Genomic DNA, 17067 nt, shown 5'->3' with positions numbered 1-17067 from the left:
CTCGGGCTGTACACTAACCATAGCGGCTGTTCAGGCAGCGTGCTGTCTTTCCTGATAGGCTTCAGTATATGCATAGCCGCTTCGGGCGGTGAAACCGGTATTGGTTCCCTATAATGGAGTTTTCATGAGCGATAACCCCTTGGCCCAGATTCTTGAGATGGATGGCGAGGAACGGTATGACTACTTTCTGGATGCCGTTGCCGACGAGCGCGAAATCTGGATTCTGATCAATGCCGATAACCAGTTTCTGAAAATTGTTTCGGAAGAGGACGGTGTAGGGTATCTACCGGTTTGGCCGGGAACTGAGTTTGCGGCGGATTACGCCAAGGATTCCGGCGACCTCTCACCGAAGGCGGTTTCTCTGCCGGACTTCTTCAAGAAGTGGGTGCCAGGTTTAACCCGGGACGGCTTGGAAGTGGGTGTCTTCCCCGGTGGTGAGGGTGAGTTATGGATTACCCCTGCGGAAGAACTCAAGCGTGACCTGCAAGAGGTGATGTCCAGCTCATTCTAGTTCCGAATGGAAGGTGGCGGAGGCTTATGGCTGATAAAGAGCTACGTACCAAATCCGATAAACAGGCCATCGACCAGTTTATCCACCAGGTTCGCACGCTGCCCGCGAAGGGGGGTGGCGAGGGGCGCCTGATCTTCGCTCTGGATGCCACCGCCAGCCGGGAGGCAACCTGGGATCAGGCCTGCCATTTGCAGAGTGAGCTATTCATGGCTACCGAGGATTTGGGCGGCCTGGCCATTCAGCTGTGTTATTACCGTGGCTTTGGTGAGTTCAAGGCGACCAGGTTTGTGAATGAGACCGGCCAGCTGCTGAACCTTATGAACGGCGTGTCTTGCCTGGGTGGCCGCACCCAGATTAGCCGGGTGTTGGCCCATGCGGTGAAGGAAACCCGGGCAAAAGCAGTAAAAGCCGTGGTGTTTATCGGCGATTGTTGCGAGGAGCCTGTGGATGAGCTTTGCCACTCCGCGGGCGAACTGGGCCTGTTGCGAACGCCGGTGTTCATGTTCCACGAGGGGCACGATCCCCACGCCAAGGCGGTGTTCCAGCAGGTCAGCAAGTTGTCTGGTGGTGCCTACGTACCTTTCGATCGGAACAGCCCACAGGTACTGAAGGATCTTATGGCGGCTGTTGCGGTCTATGCTTCCGGGGGAGCGAAAGCCCTGGAGGATTTTTCCAGCCGTAGTTCTGCGGAAGTGAAACGCCTGACTCAGCAAATTCGCTAGCACTTGCTGAGTAGGCTGAGAGAACCCGGAGTATCTGAGTGCCACTAACGCTGTTGGTTATTGTGTTAACGGTTGTTGCGTGGGTCTGGCTGCGCAGCCAGCCGGCCAGTCAACGCAAACCGGCGATTATCAAACTGGCTTTGTTTGCGGGTACCGGTTTGGTGCTGGTGATGGCAGTGACCGGCCGGCTGCATTTTCTGTTCGCGTTATTGGCGTTTCTTTACCCGCTGTTGCGCAGGGTGTTGCCGTCAATACTGACTGGGAACCTACCGGGCGGTGGCCAGGCGAAAACGGGTAATCAATCCCGGGTCGCCAGCGATATCCTGGAAATGAGCCTGGACCACGATTCCGGAACCATGAGCGGCAAGGTTCTGAAAGGCCCAATGGCCGGGCGAGCGTTGTCGGATCTGAGCGAGAGCGAATTTCTTGAGCTTCTGCAGTACTGTCGTATGGAAGACGAAGACTCTGCCCGCTTGCTGGAAACCTATCTGGACCGCCGGTTTGGTGATTCCTGGCGCGCGGATGATCAGGGCGATACCGCTGGCGGTGCCTCCGGCCAGCAGTCACGGGCGGGCGGCCCGCTTACCGAGGCCGAAGCGCTGGATATCCTTGGCCTGCAACCCGGCGCCAGCGAGGAAGAGATTGTTCAGGCCCATCGCCGGATGATGCAGAAAATGCATCCGGACCGTGGCGGTAGTAATTATCTGGCGGCACGTATCAATGAGGCGAAGGAGCGGCTCTTGAGTTGATGCGTGCACAGATGGTCTGCCAGTCTTCCTTACTGGATTTGCTGCTTTAACGGAGTGACTTCCGCTTCTGCCTATATATTCGACGCCACAAGCGTGCTAAAACGTCTCCGCCCAGCGGCTGCAGGCGTTGTACTGGCTTCTGGCTATCTTCCGTTCACCAGGATATCAGCATGTCAGACAAGTTCTTTTATAAAGGCCGGCAGGATGCTCGTCAGCATCACACCGATTACGGCGGGTTCAAGACCAAGGCCAGTCAGAAAAGCGGCAGCAAGAAATTTCCGCTAACGCTGGTGGTCACCAGTGAGGCACGCAAGCAAGAGATCGAAGCCCAGGTGGCCGAGGCCGGGCTACACGCCAACATTACGGTAGACGACCGCGAGGGTGCGGTTGAATCCATCGCCGAGCTGACGGTACTTCTGAACAAGGTTGCGACGGTCGTCACCACGAAAACGCCGTCTCGTAACGACCCGTGCAGTTGCGGTAGTGGCTTGAAGTTCAAAAAGTGCTGTGGCTGAAGGTGCGGCGAGCAAAGAGAGCAATATTATGATTATTTGTGGCGTTGAACTTACCGCGAGCGACGCAGTGCTGTGTTTGCTGAAACTGGATCGGGGGCTGATCAGCTTGCCGGAATGCAAGGTGCGCAAGCTATCGCTGGTTAAAAACCACACCCGCGAAGACCTGAAGCAGTTCCAGGCGGCGTTCGCGGAACTGATGGCAGAGCACGAGGTAACCCGTGTCGCGATCAAGGAGCGCATGCCCAAAGGCAAGTTTGCCGGCGGAGCCATCAGCTTCAAACTGGAGGCGACGATACAGCTGATTGCCGACCCGGATCTGGATGTCAGGTTGCTGCCTCCTGCTCTGATCAAATCTACGCTGGCCGCCAACCCGCTGCCCATTCATTTTGAAGCGACCGGTTTGAAAGCCTTCCAGGAAACCGCCTTCACCGCAGCCTATGTTGGATTGATGGCGAAGTAATGGGGCGTTATCCGCAGAACGGCGTTTGGAGTGAGCATGGCGAAGCAACCCACTGAAGCCCAGCAGCGGGCTACGTTGAAGCGGCTGGATAGGTTCAGCCGTTTGATGGACAGCAGCATTGGCATTCCCTTTACCCGCTTCAAGTTTGGCGTCGAAGCCGTGATTGGGCTGGTGCCGGTGGTGGGAGACTTCGTAGGCTTGGTGTTGTCGAGTTATGTCCTGATCGAAGCGCATCGGGTTGGCGCAAGCAAATCCGTAAAGCGACGCATGCGGCGCAATATGATTATCGATTTTGTGGGTGGTTTGTTACCGGTGGTGGGGGATGCTTTCGATGCCATCTACAAAGCCAATACCCGTAACACCGCATTACTGAGAACGTACCTGGAGCAACAGTTGGCCGTTGAGCCAACACCACCGCCATTCCCCTGGAAGACGCTGATAGGGTTGTCGATTCTGCTCGCGCTGTTTACCGGCGGGTTGACGTTGATACTCTGAGACCTGTTTTGCGGCGATAATCGTCCGCGCTTGAGCTATCCTGATTAGTCTCAGGCCAGACACTGCATCGCATTTGATTCTGGCCAATGCCCTGATAATAACAACACCAGTGAAAGGGAACACCGCTATGGCTCACTACGACTTCATTATTGAAGGTGGCCGCTATTTCGATGGCACCGGCGCCCCGTCTTCCATCCGCAATCTGGCGATCAAGGATGGCCGAGTTGCCAGGGTCACTGATGAGGCCGTCGATCATGCTGAGGCGGATCGCGTGATTGATGCCTCGGGCAAATGGGTGACGCCGGGGTTTCTGGATACCCACACTCATTATGATGCCGAGCTTCTCGTAAGCCCCAGCTTGTCTGAATCCGTGCGCCATGGTGTAACCACCGTGCTGGTGGGCAGCTGTTCCCTGAGCATGATCTGCAGTGAGTATGAGGACGCTTCCGACATTTTCACCCGGGTGGAAACCGTGCCCCGGGAACGGGTGCTGCCGATTCTGAAGGAACACAAAACCTGGTCTACCCCCAAACAATGGGTGGAACATGTCAAACAGGTGCCGTTGGGGCCAAACGTGATCAGTTTTCTGGGGCACAGTGACCTGCGGGTAGGGGTGATGGGACTCAGCCGGGCCACTGACCTGGCGATTCAGCCCACCGAAGAAGAAATGCAAACCATGGAAAGGTTACTCAAAGAGGCCCTGGATGAAGGCTTCCTGGGGCTCTCCACCATGTGCCTGAAATGGGACAAGGTGGATGGCGACCGGGAATGGTCCAAGAGCCTGCCCAGCACCTACGCCAAATGGAAAGAGGTGGCGCGCCTGAACAAGCTGGTGCGCCAGTATAACCGGGTGCATCAGGGCGCTCCGAATGCCGCCACGCCGCTACAGATTCTGCAGTACGTGCGCGAATGCCTGGGCTGGTTGCGCCGTCCCCTGAAGACCACACTGATCAGTCAAATGGATCTTAAAGGCAGTGCCTACCTCACCAACCTGACCCGGCTAACCTCTGTGTTTACCAATGCGTTACGGGGGGATTTCCGCTGGCAGGTGCTGCCCACGCCGTTCACGGTGTATGCAGACGGCATCGATGTGGTGTTTTTTGAGGAATTCGGTGCCGGCGAAATGGCCCTGGACCTGAAAGACGCGGTTGAGCGCAACCAGCTCCTGAAAGACGAAGCGTACCGGCGTAAGTTCCGTAAGTTCTATGGCGAAAAACTAAGCCCGAGGGTGTGGCAGCGAGACTTTGGTGACGCCATGATCATCGACTGCCCGGACCAATCCCTGATCGGCAAGAACTTCGAGGAAGTGGCCAAAGCCCGGGGTGTGCACGTGGTGGACCTGTTCCTGGACCTGGTCGTGGAGTTCGGTAAGAAAATTCGCTGGTACACCACCGTGGGTAACCATCGGAAACAGGTGCTCAAGCGGATCGTCAAAGACCCCCGCTCGCTCATTACCTTCAGCGACGCCGGCGCTCATATCCGCAATATGGCGTTCTACAACCTGCCGCTGCGCATGCTGAAGCTGGTGCACGAATCCATTGAGGAAGGCGACCCGATCATGACCATGGAGCAGGCCGTTCATCGCCTGACCGGAGACCAGGCCGACTGGTTTGGCATCGAGGCCGGGAAAATCCGGGAGGGAGACAGGGCCGACGTGGTGGTGCTGGACCCGTCAGGATTTAACCAGAACTTGGAGCAGGTGCACTGGGGTGACATGGAGAATTTCGACCTTCAACGACTGGTTAACCGTAATCCCGGTATCGTGAAAACTGTGATTATCAACGGCAAGCTGGCGGTGGATGACGAACAGCTGGCTCCCGCGTTAGGGCGGGAGATGGGTTATGGACGGTTTATTGCTGCTTGTTGAGCTTACCGCGGCCTTTCCAGATGGTAACCGCCAAAGCCTGTCGTGTCGGCTAACATGTACGGCCTGTTTGTTCGTGTTCAGCCAATGGCGGTGGGTAGGTTCTGGTTATGGCCAAGAGGTCTTTTGTTCGCACATCTTTGCGTCTGGTGGCGATCGCGCTCGGTGTCGTTATCGCACTGCTGTTGCTGGCTATTCTGCTGTTCCGCTTTGTGAACCCTCCCACGTCGGCGTTTATGCTGGCGTATCAACTCGATAACCCGCCCCGGCCGTTACGGCATGAGTGGGTGCCGCTGTCGGATATTTCTCCGTGGATGCCGCTGGCGGTGGTGGCCAGTGAAGATCAACGGTTCCCCCATCATCGTGGCGTGGATGTGGATGCTATCCGCAAGGCTGTGTCGGAGTACAAGGCGGGGGAGGGGCTGCGGGGCGCCAGCACAATCACCCAGCAAACCGCCAAGAATCTGTTTCTGTGGAACGGGCGCAGCTTTGCTCGCAAGGCCATTGACGCGGGCCTGGCCGTGACCATCGACGGCCTCTGGCCCAAGCGGAGAGTGCTTGAGGTGTATCTGAATATCGCGGAATTCGGCCCGGGCATCTACGGTGTGGAAGCGGCCAGCCAGGCCTATTTCGGCAAGCCGGCACGTTATCTTTCCCAGGCCCAGGCCGCACGCCTGGCCGCTGTTTTACCAAACCCGAAGGTCTTGAGTGTGAACTCTCCGTCGGCCTATGTGCAGGAGCGGGTCGACTGGATTCAACGGCAAATGGCCCAGCTTTCCGGGCTGCGGTATCTTGAGGGGCTGTGGTAGCCGGCTGCATCGCAGTCGGCTATTCCGTTCAGTCCCTGCAATTGTTAACGGTCCAGATACTGTGACAGGTGGAGTGCAAAGCTGCCGTTGCTCTCGGCACTGTAGCCGGCGTAAAGCTTGTTGCCATCAATGGCAACGCTGCCGGTGGTAATCTGCACGTTCCGGTCTACTTTTGATTCCGCCACCCGGCTGCCGTCGCTTTCGTACTTGGCGTTGAAACCACTGCCAACCACAAACAGGTCAGACCCTTTCAAGGCGGCATCTTTAATGATCCCGTTGCGCGATGTTTTATTCCAGGCGGTCCTGCCGGCACTGTCGAGTTTAACGATACGGTGACCATCAGAGTTGGAAGACGTCAGCAGCAGGTCGCCACGATAGTCTTCGAACACCAGGGCTGGCCCGGGCAAGCCGTAACTCTTGTAAGCCGCGCCGAAGGTTCTGGTCCACAGCTTGTCGCCGGCCGGCGTGTAGCGGGAGATGCGGGCGCCGCCGTTGTCTGCCAGCAGGTTGGTCGCCACGATGTCTCCGTTCATGGTGAAGATGACTTCGCCGGCCGGGTACTCACCGGTTACACCGGTTTGCTGCCACAGTTGCTCTCCGTTTGCGTTGAACAGGCTGACAGCCTGGCCGCTGGCAACGACGAAATTACCGTTGGCACTGGCGGTTACCGAGTGCGCGGTATGCTCCGGATGCTCGACGCCTAGAAGAGGCGTGCCTTCCAGATTGAATATCTGGGTGTTGGGCCCGGTTACGTAAAGCTTGTCATTGCTGAGACTCAACGCGCGCATTTCGCTGCTGTCACTGAGCTTCTGGCGCCAGCGTTCGTTGCCATTGGCATCAGCACTGATCAGCCAGGCGCCGGCGGACGACGTATTTTCATCGAGAACCTTGAACTGATTGGCGAGGATGTACACGTTGTCCTGGCCATCAATGACCATGGCAAGGGCGCTGTCGTCACTGCGGTAGTTCCCGGTGGCCAGATCGAAATCGACCGCCCAGAGCCGTTGGCCGTTATCGGAGTAACGGACAAGCAGAATATCCTGCACTCGATTAGCCAGACCGGTGCGAATGGTCGTGCCTGCGACCATGACATCACCGTAGCTGTTGACCGAAAGATCTTCCAGCCAGGTCAGGCGATCGGGTTCCACGTTGGCTTTGTGGTTATACAGGGCGGTCCACTCGGGCTTGATGGTTGCGGTACAGGCGGCGATCAGAACGAGGGAGAACAGAAGGGTAAGGGTTTTCTTTCGTGCAATAGTGCGCATAGAACAACACTCCGTTGTATCAATAGATGTCCATGGGTTACTGCGCTCACGGAAGCGATGTTGTTCTTGGATTGGCTTGGTAAGCAGGCGTAGGAAGTTTATTGAAGGGAATTAGGTAATACACACTAGGTTGCCCGGCACTGCTGGCGACAGTGCCGGTGGGGAGTCAGGAGCGTTAGTGCCGGTCGGGAATCTCGCTATTTTTTCACAAACGTCAGAAACGCACCCGCTGCGGTTGCTGCTGCACCACCAATCAGATACCACATGGTTTCATCCGTGAAGCGACCGGTCAGGGCTTCGGTTACCTGATTGCCAACAGCCTGGCTGGACTGGTAGCCAAAGTAGAGTAGGGCCACGCCTACCACCAGCAACACGACACCGATCAATTTTGAGCTTCCCATAAGCTGCTTCCTTGTTCCTGTTGTTGTTCGAACCTGCAACGTTATTTAGCTGAAAGTTTAACGTTCATGTCAATCAGTGCATGGAATACCTCCACGCCCGATGTGTCTGTGACAGAAACCGGCACTTGCACGGTGCCTTCCTGCGACCAGTCTATGCCAGACCCATCGGCAGTGGCTATCAGATCGGTTTTGGCTTTCTTGAGATATTTGACGGTCATGCCAGAGGGAATCCAGCGTGCCCCCTTGGGAATCGAGGCGTCCGTGAGCAATCCGCCGGCCAGTTCCGCCATGTTGCACATGGCAATCGCATGAACGGTTTTCAGATGGTTGGTGACCTTTCGGCGTTTTTTCATGGTGACCACGCAGCGGCCCGGGGCAAGTGTCTCCACTGTTGGTGAGATGCTGGAAAAGTAAGGTGCGGTCTGGCAAACCGCGCGGCTGAACAGGGTTTTGCCCATTGGCAGACGGCTAAGCCGGTTGTACACATTGACGACATCCATCATGGATTCTCCTCGGATGATGGTTTGCAGAAGGGTATTCTAGGAACGTGTTGTTCTGATTATCCAGACGATTGAAACTGAGGCGCCTATGGATGCCAACTGGTTCCAGATACTCGCAGACTTGTTACTGGTCTTCCATACCTTACTGGTGATGTTCGTCATCTTTGGCCTGCTGGCCACTCTGATAGGTTACGTTCGCCAGTGGGATTGGGTACGAAACCTCTGGTTCCGGCTGAGCCACCTTGTGGTTATCGGTATTGTCGTGCTTCAGGCCTGGCTTGGCGTGCTGTGCCCGCTGACGATCTGGGAAATGGAGCTGCGGGCAAAGGCCGGGCAGAGCGGTTATGACGGCTCGTTCATTCAGCACTGGCTGCAAACGATTCTGTACTACAGCGCCCCGGATTGGGTTTTTATTCTGGTCTATACCCTGTTTGGGACGTTGGTGCTGGCCAGCTGGTTTCTGGTCAGGCCCCGGCGCTGAGGGTGGTAGCGAGCGTCAGGGTTGCAAGGTAAACCGTTCAATCACGTTATAAATCGAGCCTCCCGGCCCTGGCGCGCTTTCGTAAAGTACGAAGTCTTGAACCGGCATCAATCCAAACACGGTGCCTTGGTGGCTATCAAGCAGCGAGGAAACCGACCCGGCCGGGTGCCGAAAACGGCTTAGTGTGATGTGCGGCTTGAAGTTAGGGTTTTCGAGTGTGAACCCGTTGGCGGTCAACCTGGTTGCCAGGTTGTTCTGGAGATCTCTGAGTTCGTTCTCAGGCGATACGCCAGCCCATAAGATCTTAGGTTTCTCCGGGGAACCGAAGCAGCCCAGCCCCTGTACGTTGAGCTCAAACGACGATTGGGTAATACCCCTGGCCAGGTCGCATGCCAGGGCCACCTGATGATCTTCCACCTGGCCGAGGAACGCCAGGGTCAGGTGCAGTTGCCCGCGGCTTTGCCAGCGGGCTCCCGCCACCTGTGTTTTGACTTGCAGGAGGCTCGTCTTGATGGCCTCGGGAATCTCAAGCCCGAAAAACAGCCTTGGCATAACGCGTTCAGTAACAGGAGTTGGGGGAGGTGTCCGGATTAATCTCGCCGGCCACTTCCTCGGGGTCAATGCCGTGACTGATCAGTACCTCCCGGACGAAGTTCACCTGGGCCAGAATGCGGTCGGCATCGTCGCCGTATTCGTAGCGGTTGATCTCGACCGGCTGGGGCATGAAGGTGAACGCAGTTTTCAGTGCTGTCAGGGTGTCTTCGTCAGCCATCAGTATCCTCCAGAGTGAGGCGGCTCCAATTGGAACCGCATTGGTTTATTGCGTTTATAACCAGCTATATCAGCGGACGTCAGTGTCCTGTTGTTGGCTGCAGCAGGTCAACCCGGAATCGCGTCTGGAGATTCGGGCAGCACCTGCCCGCCATCAACAATGATCTGCTGCCCGGTGATGTAGCGGGCCTCCTCGGAGGCCAGGAAACAGGCAGCATGGCCGATATCTTCCGGGGTTCCCAGGGTATGGGTGGGAATAGCCGCCCGCATCTGGTTGAGGTATTTCTCCCCCTGCGCCTGAAGGCCTTCCGTCAGCACGTTGCCCGGCATCACCGCATTGATAGTGATGCCGCTATTGGCCATTTCCAGGGCGGCACTGCGCATGAACCCCAGTTGGCCTGCCTTGCTGGCACCGTAATGGCTCCAGCCCGGGAAGCCGGTGACCGGTCCGGTGATGGAAGATGTCAGCACGATGCGGCCGTAATTCCGTTTCTTCATGTGTGCCATGGCGGCCTGTACGATAAAGAACGCGCCTTTCAGGTTGACGTTGTGTACCTGATCCCACTGGGCCTCGGTCATCTCGTCCAGGTTGGCCTGCGGGAAGATGCCGGCGTTTGAGCACAGTATGTCCAGCCGCCCGAACTGCTTTTCAATCTCGGTGATCGCAGATTGGCAATCACTTTGCCGGGTCACGTCCAGCTTTAGAAACAGCCCACCAAGTTCCTTGGCTACTTGCTGGCCGGCTGCTTCATCAATACCGCCAATCACGATTTTGGCGCCGGCTTTGTGCAGCACCTCAGCAATACCTTTACCGATACCATGCTCGCCGCCGGTCACCAGAGCAACTCGATTTTCCAGGCTGAACATATTCTTCTCCTTGTATTCGGATGACGTGTTGTGTGAATCAAGCATAGTGGATTTGCGCTGTCCCGTGCGCGCAGGCGGCGCGAATGGGCAATGTCTCACACAGCCCGGGGGCGATATTGGACACAGATCGAGGACACGATCTGTTAGGGTGCCGGGCCATGGACAGATCAGCTTGCTGGTCATCATTTCTGGAAAGCAAATTAAGGACTTCCTGCTGTGCATACTCACCGTGAAAGTAATTCCGACCAACCCGTTTCTGTTTCACCGCGCAAAGTAAAAGCGGGACCACCACTGAACTGGATTTCAGGGTCCATAAGGCTGCTCCGTGACAACTGGGGCGTCATTCTGCCGGCATACCTGCTGGTGATTGTTGCGCCGGTGCTGATCCAGCTGGTTTCATTTGACCTGATGTTTCGAGGCAGTCTTTTTACGATGGTTCTGATCGTTTCTGCGATAGCGGTACTGACATTGGTGCTGAATGCCGGGATGATCGCCGTTTTTCATTCTGCCGCTGAGGGGCGCCCTCGGTTCACCAGTCTGTTTGCTGGGTTTGGGGGGCGCAGTATCGCCCACCTGGTACTTATGTTACTGCTCATGGTCTTGGTCGCCTTGGCAATGTCATTGATGGGCTACTGGATAGTGGGCACGGCAGATCTTGAGCGCGCGCTTTTTGGTGCTGGGTACTACGGTGATGCCATGAGTTTCGGCCTGGGAACCCAAAACTTCATGTTGCGCGCCCTGTTCGTGTTCCTCTCGGTGGTGGCGGCATTGACCGTGTTCGCTGCTCTTTTCTGCTTTGTCGTGCCGTTAATTGTGATTGCGCGTGAAGGCGTCTTTGCCGCGATTAGTCATAGTTTTCGGGCGAGTTTCAAGAACCTGTTCGTGCTGATTTTCTTCGCCGTGAATGTGATGGCGCTGAGCCAGCTCTTTTTCTTCCCGTTGTTCACGATCAGTGCGTCAACGGCATCCATGAGTTTTTGGGTGGTAGCGATGATTCTCGCGGCCATAGTTTGGGGGGCAGTGCTTACCGGCGCTTATTATCTCTCGTTCCGGGATGTGCTGCTGACGGATGAGCCACCCCTTGGTGAGCCGGCTCTGGACACTGCGGTAGCTGCGTAGTCGGCGTTTGGTCAGAACAGCCCGATTTGCGGCGTTGCAACGTGTACTGGCAGAGGCTCCAGCTCCGGAAGCTTTTCCCGCAGAAGCTCCGTCCAGAGTGAGGCCAGTGCCACTGCGTGGCCGTTGTCGGGCATGTGCATGAAGACATAGGGCTGAATTCCGTCTTTGATCCAGGCTGCGACTCGCTGCACCCAAGGTGCAAGAAACGCCCGGTTGGCCTCCAGGTCTGGATGCCCGATGTAGCGAATCACCGGCGGTGCGTTGCTGGGGAGGATGTGCACCGGAACCCTGGGCTTCTTGCGCTGGGCATCGACGGTTGATTCGCAGTCGGGCGTTGCCGAGAACAGCGCCCGGCTATCCAGTGCCACCCGGGCGAGCTTGCGGGCCCGCAAACCCTGATTCAGGGCCCGCTCCTCCTCACCTTTGGCGAAGAACGCCGGGTGCCGGACTTCCACCGTCCAGTCCAGATAGTCTGGTGCTGTGTCCAGAAAACGCCAGAGTTGGTCCAACCTCTCCGGGCCGAAGCCTGCGGGTAGCTGCAGCAACATGGGGCCAAGCACACCGTTCAGCGGCTCAATCAGCGACAGAAAGGCGCCCAGTTCATCGCCAGCGCCGTTCAGGAAGCGTTCGTGGGTGATGGTTCTTGGAAGTTTGAACAGAAATCGAAAGTTGTCCGGAACTTGCTGCCGCCATAGCCGGCACTGTTCACGGCTGGGGCTGGCGTAAAAGGTGGTGTTGCCCTCAACGGTGTTGAATATCCGGGCGTATCGCTCCAGGGGGGTGCCGCCGGGGGGCAGTTGGTTGTTCCAGTTCGGATCTTGCCATTGAGGGCAGCCAAGAAAGTAGGGCAGTGCCATCGCTCTTCCGTTGCTGTGCTGTGGATAAATTGATCACTTAAAGCGGGCGGATGAACCGGTTGATCAAATAACCTACGCATTCCACCAGCCCTTGTGGTTAAAGGGTTTGCACTGCCTATCCTTTCGTTCCTAACAAAGTTATCCACAGATGTTGTGGGTAAAACAGACCGTCAAAGCTGAACTTTTCCCCTGAGTGCCTTGGTTTTGCCCTTTTTCGTTTTACTGTCCACTCGCCGCCTTTGCGACCCCTTGGTAGGCTTGGTTGGGCGCCGGGCCTTTTGTTGCTTTACCGCTTCCTGAATGAGCTCTTTCAGTCGCTCCAGGGCATCCTCCTTGTTTAGTTCAAGAGTCCGGAAAGACTGGGCTTTGATCACGATGATGCCGTCTTTGCTGATGCGCTGATCTGACAACGCCATCAGCCGTTCCTTGTAAAACGGTGGCAGGCTGGAGTTAAGGATGTCGAACCGCAGGTGAACGGCGGATGCCACCTTGTTGACGTTTTGCCCGCCAGCGCCTTGCGCGCGTATCTGAGTGATCTCAATTTCCCAGTCTGCCAGTTCAACGGCATTGGAGATTTTCAGCATGGGTTTCCATTTAACTGCACATAGTGGATTCTGGTGTTACGGTGAGCCTAATCAATTTTCAGGGGTGTGTCATGAACGTTCTGGTATTGGGAGCCACAGGCCTGACCGGTCGCCTGGTGGTCGAAAAGTTGCTGAAGCGCTCCGGGGTAACATCCGTGGTGGTGCCGGTGCGCCGTTCGCTGGGTATTGATAGCCCGAAGCTGGTGGAGCATGTGGTCGACTTTGAGGCGCTGGAGTCCCGCGCTGATATCTTCAAGGTTGATGCCCTGGTCTGCTGTCTGGGCACCACCATCAAGAAGGCGGGCTCGCAGGAAGCATTCCGTAAGGTGGATTACGAGTACGCATACAGGGCGGCCAAATTGGCCAAGGCGGGGGGTGTGAACAGGCTTATCCTGATGTCTGCCATTGGTGCCTCCTCCCGGTCTACGGTTTTCTACAGCCGGGTGAAAGGTGAGCTGGAGGATGCGGTGCGGGGGCTTGGGTTTGATTACCTTTCCATTTATCACCCAAGCCTGTTGCTGGGAGACCGAAAGGAGCATCGTACCGGCGAAGCCATCGGCATGGCGGTTATGCCGTTAGCCAACCGCGCCTTGATTGGCCCGCTACAAAAGTATCGGGCCATTGAGGCCGAGACGGTTGCCGAGGCGATGGTGAATGACCTCATGGAATCCGATAATGGCAAAGGCGCCCGCCCCGTGGTTGTGGTCTGGGAGTACGATGACATCCGTAGCTTGGCCCGGGGCATTCAGGCCAGCTGTCCTTGATTGAGCCTTTCAAAGCTTTTCGGTAAGAGTCTGCGACAGGCCTGGTTCAGGGGCTTTTCAATGGCTTTAGGCAGACGCAGGCCCAGCGGGTTGGTCTCGGCATCGTCTTGATTGGCAATTACCCGGGTGCCCATGATGTAGTCGAACCAGGGGCGGGTGACGCACCAGTTGGCATCCTGGTTAGTGTTCATGTGATGGTCGTAGTGCCAGGGAATCGCTTTTTTGCCCCACTCAGGCTCAAGGTGTGAGCGCCGGTGCACGTAGAAATAACGAGCAGCAGCATAGTAGGTGCCCAGGGTGAAAAACGGCGCTACCGGCATGGCCAGCGATGTGATCGCCGTGAGCTTAAGCAGAGACACAACTTCATCCCGCGTGCGCCAGTTGCTCAGGCCTTCCGCGTAACCGTCATCCTGATAATCGGTGGTGCGCACGATTTTGTGGTGCTGCCAGTGGCTCTTCATGGACTTGGGAATCGGGCTGTGGCGAGGCTGCCCCGGCCGGGGCGTGCCATGCAGAATGTATTTGTGGGCATACCACTCGAAGCCGTTGGCAAAGATCAGGGCGATGGGAAAACCAATCATGGTCTGGCCTCTTTTAGTGATTGTTGTTCTATCCTGTCATAGCCTTGGATCAAACCTTTTATTAATTTGCGCCAGGTTGGCGGCTTCATTGGCGGAATATGACAGTTCGATCGGGTGGAAAGACAGCGATGGTGTGCCGGAACAGTCTGTTGGTGTCCGGCATGGTTCTGTCAGGGGCTGTGTTGGGGGCAGAACCTACCGAAGAGCCGTGTGTTGTCAGCAATGTTCAGCCGGCGATGATTGATCTGGACAAGCCTCGAGATCAATTGGCGCGGCAGAGTGATCTGGTCATTCCTCCCGGTGCCACAATTGGCAGTATTCGGGTTATTCAGCGCCCCATTTTCGATACCACTGATCCGGATCAGGACAATTTCCTGTATCGAGCCCTCAATACTCTCAACACACCGACCTGGGAGTCGGCCCTTCGTTCCCAGTTGGTGTTTGTTGAGGGCGACACCTACAACCCCGGGTTGCTGGAAGAGTCCGAGCGGGTCTTGCGGCAGCGGGAATATCTGACAGCGGCCTGGGTGGGGGTTACCCGCCTTTGTGGCGACGAGGTAGAGGTGAGTGTTCTGGCCCGGGATACCTGGACGCTGCTTCCGACCTTGGGTATTACAAGGTCCGGTGGTGACAATACCACCAATGCCGGTATCTCCGACCCCAACTTTCTGGGCTCGGGCAAGAGCCTGGGTATTTCCTACACCAAGGACCCGGACCGCTCCGAAACCAGTGTGTTTGTGGACGATCCCAATGTTGCCGGCTCTCATTGGCAGGCGGGCTTTTCCTACGATGACCGCAGTGACGGGCGGGGGCGGAGCGCCTATCTGGAACGGCCGTTTTTCAGCGAGCGCACCAACTGGCGCTTTGGCGTGGCTGGCGTGGACGATGTCCGGGAGGAGTCCCGTTACGTGGGGGCGCAAGCCATTGCCGATTATCGCCGCATCCGCGAATATTTCAGTATTGACGGCGGCTGGCGCCTGGCCGAACGCAATGAGCGGCAACTTCGGTTGTTGGCGGGGTATCGCTACGAGGCGTTCGGGTTTCAGTCATTGCCCGACCAGCCGGCTCTGGATGTGTTGCCGGATGATCGAACCCTGAGCTATCCATGGATTGGTTTTGATTACCGCCAGAACCGCTTTCGCGAGATGACCAATCTGACTCGTTTACAGCGGGTCGAAGACGTTCGGGATGGTTTTGTGTGGCGCACGGAATTTGGCTATTCAGGCACCGGGTTGGGGGCCACGGAAGACCGGATCGTCCTGAACATGAGTTTTCAGGACTCCTTGCTGGCGACGGAAACCAACTACGCCAGCTATGGTCTGGAGCAGAGTGGCACGTATCGGCTTGACGAAGACCGCGTGGAGAATCTCCTGGGCACCCTCAGCCTGGAGTACTTTCACGGTGGATCGGTTCGCTGGACCGGCTGGTACACGAGTCTTGCCTTTACCGCTGCTCGCAACCTGACCGCCGACCAACAACTGTTGATCGGAGGTGAAAACGGGCTGCGTGGCTATCCCAGCGAATACCAGCAAGGGGACCGCAGGGTTTTGTGGACACTCGAGCGCCGGTACTTCCCCGACTGGCATCCATTCAAGTTGTTTCGGATGGGCGGGGTGGTGTTTGTTGATGCTGGCCGCGCCTGGTTTGCTGACGGTCAGAGTAACGGGCCGGACGGCGGTGTGTTGAGGGATATAGGGGTTGGTCTGAGGCTGGCATCCAGCAGGGTTGAAGTACAGCGAATGCTGCACTTTGATCTGGCGTTTCCCCTGGATGGGGATGACAGCATTGATGCCTTACAGGTGTTGCTGCGGGGGAGGAGCCGGTTCTGAGTGCATTACTGATCTTGTCTCAGCTGCATGCTGTATTGGGGATTCTTGAAGTAACGGTCATAGCGGCCATCATCCCGGAAGGCCTGAAGTCTTTGATTGAAGCGTTTTGCCAGTTGCGGGGTGTCTGGTCGTGTTTTTGGGAATAAAACGAAACTTTCGTTCTCGAGAAGGGAGCGGGGGTGGTGGGTGATACGGCTGGATTCCTCAGGGTCAAGTTCACGGCGCAGAATGTGATAGCCCACGTTGATCTCTTCGGGGAACGCATCGATGCGGTCGAACAAGAGCCTGCGGAAATTCAGCACGGTACTGGCTACCCATTCAATATTGAGTAAATCATCCTCTACGGCTTGATCAAAAGCCGAACCGTAACTGTAGCCAATACTGCCCCCGAGCCTGAGGTCAGACAGGTCTTCCACCGTGGACCGACTGATTGGCTGGCTTTTGAGGTGAAAAACCACAAATCTCTCTTTAAGGACCGGATCGCTGAACGTGAAGTCCTGCTCACGTTCTTCCGCATGCATCCACACCGCTGTGGCATCGTGTTTACCCGTTGCAGCCTCATAGTAGGCTCGTTTCCAGGGGAGGAAGTGGTAGGAGACCGTAAAGCCTTCCTCGGCGAACACATCCCGCAGCAATTGGGCGACAATCCCCTGATCGGATGCCTCCTGATCAAAATACGGCGGCCAGTCACCAACCGCTATGCTCAGGTGTTGTGTATCATCTGCGGTGACTGCCTCAATCCATGTAAACAGCGATACCAGCAGCATGGTCAGGTATCGTTTCATCTCTAGGCTCCGGGAGTTGCCCGCGAATAAGCCATCGGCCGGGGAGCAGGCGATTATCTATGAAAATAGCAGCCTTTTTCGGGGTTTCCCAGTTTTAATCTGCGCCTTCCGCGAAGGGTCCTTTGGCGGGCAAAGCAG

Annotated in this window: 22 protein-coding genes; 12 read left to right on the top strand and 10 right to left on the bottom strand. The window is 56.6% G+C overall.

Features of this window, described 5'->3' with window-relative positions; genetic code table 11:
* Positions 1–124: 124 nt before the first annotated feature.
* The 8 genes from ASQ50_RS05920 to mtgA all read left to right on the top strand — a co-directional run bounded on the left by ASQ50_RS05920 (position 125) and on the right by mtgA (position 6125).
* A complete protein-coding gene (locus ASQ50_RS05920; RefSeq protein WP_058092221.1) occupies positions 125–511 on the top strand; it encodes a DUF2750 domain-containing protein in 387 nt (128 codons plus the stop codon).
* Between the two features lie 26 nt (positions 512–537).
* Positions 538–1233, top strand: coding sequence for a hypothetical protein (locus ASQ50_RS05915; RefSeq protein ID WP_058092220.1), 696 nt, complete (start codon positions 538–540; stop codon positions 1231–1233).
* Positions 1234–1271: 38 nt separating this feature from the next.
* Complete coding sequence (locus ASQ50_RS05910) at positions 1272–1982, top strand: DnaJ domain-containing protein (protein ID WP_058092219.1); 711 nt, start codon at positions 1272–1274, stop codon at positions 1980–1982.
* Positions 1983–2152: 170 nt separating this feature from the next.
* A complete protein-coding gene (locus ASQ50_RS05905) occupies positions 2153–2497 on the top strand; it encodes a PBPRA1643 family SWIM/SEC-C metal-binding motif protein (RefSeq protein WP_058092218.1) in 345 nt (114 codons plus the stop codon).
* A 28-nt stretch (positions 2498–2525) separates the two neighbouring features.
* Positions 2526–2957, top strand: coding sequence for a DUF3010 family protein (locus tag ASQ50_RS05900; protein WP_058092217.1), 432 nt, complete (start codon positions 2526–2528; stop codon positions 2955–2957).
* Positions 2958–2993: 36 nt separating this feature from the next.
* Positions 2994–3452 (top strand): DUF4112 domain-containing protein, encoded by a 459-nt coding sequence (locus ASQ50_RS05895; RefSeq protein ID WP_058092216.1) that lies wholly within the window; start codon positions 2994–2996, stop codon positions 3450–3452.
* A 127-nt stretch (positions 3453–3579) separates the two neighbouring features.
* Positions 3580–5319: an N-acyl-D-amino-acid deacylase family protein gene (locus ASQ50_RS05890; protein ID WP_058092215.1), complete on the top strand. Its 1740-nt coding sequence runs from the start codon at positions 3580–3582 to the stop codon at positions 5317–5319.
* A gap of 107 nt (positions 5320–5426) precedes the next feature.
* Complete coding sequence (gene mtgA / locus ASQ50_RS05885; RefSeq protein ID WP_058092214.1) at positions 5427–6125, top strand: monofunctional biosynthetic peptidoglycan transglycosylase; 699 nt, start codon at positions 5427–5429, stop codon at positions 6123–6125.
* A gap of 44 nt (positions 6126–6169) precedes the next feature.
* On the opposite strand, the gene ASQ50_RS05880 is transcribed toward mtgA, so the two are convergent.
* From ASQ50_RS05880 to ASQ50_RS05870, 3 genes are all read right to left on the bottom strand, one after another.
* Entirely contained in the window at positions 6170–7390 is a 1221-nt protein-coding gene (locus tag ASQ50_RS05880; protein WP_058092213.1) for a PQQ-binding-like beta-propeller repeat protein, read from the bottom strand.
* Between the two features lie 197 nt (positions 7391–7587).
* The gene (locus tag ASQ50_RS05875) at positions 7588–7791 is read right to left on the bottom strand and encodes a DUF3185 family protein (RefSeq protein ID WP_058092212.1); all 204 of its coding nucleotides are present in this window, start codon (positions 7789–7791) and stop codon (positions 7588–7590) included.
* 41 nt (positions 7792–7832) lie between these two features.
* The gene (locus tag ASQ50_RS05870; RefSeq protein WP_058092211.1) at positions 7833–8294 is read right to left on the bottom strand and encodes a hotdog fold domain-containing protein; all 462 of its coding nucleotides are present in this window, start codon (positions 8292–8294) and stop codon (positions 7833–7835) included.
* A gap of 85 nt (positions 8295–8379) precedes the next feature.
* Between ASQ50_RS05870 and ASQ50_RS05865 the strand changes: the two genes are divergently transcribed.
* The gene (locus ASQ50_RS05865) at positions 8380–8772 is read left to right on the top strand and encodes a DUF2784 domain-containing protein (protein ID WP_058092210.1); all 393 of its coding nucleotides are present in this window, start codon (positions 8380–8382) and stop codon (positions 8770–8772) included.
* A gap of 15 nt (positions 8773–8787) precedes the next feature.
* Here ASQ50_RS05865 and thpR read toward each other — a convergent pair whose 3' ends face one another.
* The 3 genes from thpR to fabG form a co-directional block, all read right to left on the bottom strand.
* Positions 8788–9324, bottom strand: a complete 537-nt coding sequence (gene thpR, locus ASQ50_RS05860) for an RNA 2',3'-cyclic phosphodiesterase (protein ID WP_058092209.1) — start codon at positions 9322–9324, stop codon at positions 8788–8790.
* Positions 9325–9331: 7 nt separating this feature from the next.
* Positions 9332–9544 carry a hypothetical protein gene (locus ASQ50_RS05855; RefSeq protein WP_058092208.1) on the bottom strand — a complete coding sequence of 71 codons (213 nt, stop codon included), beginning with the start codon at positions 9542–9544 and terminating at the stop codon, positions 9332–9334.
* A 107-nt stretch (positions 9545–9651) separates the two neighbouring features.
* Positions 9652–10410, bottom strand: a complete 759-nt coding sequence (gene fabG, locus ASQ50_RS05850; protein ID WP_058092207.1) for a 3-oxoacyl-ACP reductase FabG — start codon at positions 10408–10410, stop codon at positions 9652–9654.
* Between the two features lie 216 nt (positions 10411–10626).
* Here fabG and ASQ50_RS05845 point away from each other — a divergent pair, with 216 nt between their 5' ends.
* Complete coding sequence (locus tag ASQ50_RS05845; RefSeq protein ID WP_058092206.1) at positions 10627–11529, top strand: hypothetical protein; 903 nt, start codon at positions 10627–10629, stop codon at positions 11527–11529.
* 11 nt (positions 11530–11540) lie between these two features.
* Here the strand turns inward: ASQ50_RS05845 and ASQ50_RS05840 are convergent, their stop codons facing one another.
* Positions 11541–12386 (bottom strand): DUF72 domain-containing protein, encoded by an 846-nt coding sequence (locus ASQ50_RS05840; protein WP_058092205.1) that lies wholly within the window; start codon positions 12384–12386, stop codon positions 11541–11543.
* A 170-nt stretch (positions 12387–12556) separates the two neighbouring features.
* The gene (gene arfB, locus ASQ50_RS05835; protein ID WP_058092204.1) at positions 12557–12970 is read right to left on the bottom strand and encodes an alternative ribosome rescue aminoacyl-tRNA hydrolase ArfB; all 414 of its coding nucleotides are present in this window, start codon (positions 12968–12970) and stop codon (positions 12557–12559) included.
* A 71-nt stretch (positions 12971–13041) separates the two neighbouring features.
* On the opposite strand from arfB, the gene ASQ50_RS05830 reads away from it, so the two are divergent.
* Positions 13042–13734: an NAD(P)H-binding protein gene (locus ASQ50_RS05830; protein WP_058092203.1), complete on the top strand. Its 693-nt coding sequence runs from the start codon at positions 13042–13044 to the stop codon at positions 13732–13734.
* On the opposite strand, the gene ASQ50_RS05825 is transcribed toward ASQ50_RS05830, so the two are convergent.
* Positions 13716–14315 (bottom strand): sterol desaturase family protein, encoded by a 600-nt coding sequence (locus ASQ50_RS05825; protein WP_058092202.1) that lies wholly within the window; start codon positions 14313–14315, stop codon positions 13716–13718. The two genes, ASQ50_RS05830 and ASQ50_RS05825, sit on opposite strands and share 19 nt — an antisense overlap.
* Before the next feature lie 98 nt (positions 14316–14413).
* Here ASQ50_RS05825 and ASQ50_RS05820 point away from each other — a divergent pair, with 98 nt between their 5' ends.
* On the top strand, positions 14414–16144 hold the full coding sequence (locus ASQ50_RS05820) for a BamA/TamA family outer membrane protein (protein WP_227510232.1): 1731 nt from the start codon (positions 14414–14416) through the stop codon (positions 16142–16144).
* A gap of 5 nt (positions 16145–16149) precedes the next feature.
* Here the strand turns inward: ASQ50_RS05820 and ASQ50_RS05815 are convergent, their stop codons facing one another.
* Entirely contained in the window at positions 16150–16929 is a 780-nt protein-coding gene (locus tag ASQ50_RS05815) for a substrate-binding periplasmic protein (RefSeq protein ID WP_058092200.1), read from the bottom strand.
* Positions 16930–17067: the final 138 nt, after the last annotated feature.

The organism is Marinobacter sp. LQ44 (genome assembly GCF_001447155.2).
GTDB lineage: Bacteria > Pseudomonadota > Gammaproteobacteria > Pseudomonadales > Oleiphilaceae > Marinobacter.
Note: the sequence above shows the minus strand (reverse complement) of the source record. Positions and strands in the feature narration are given on the sequence as shown.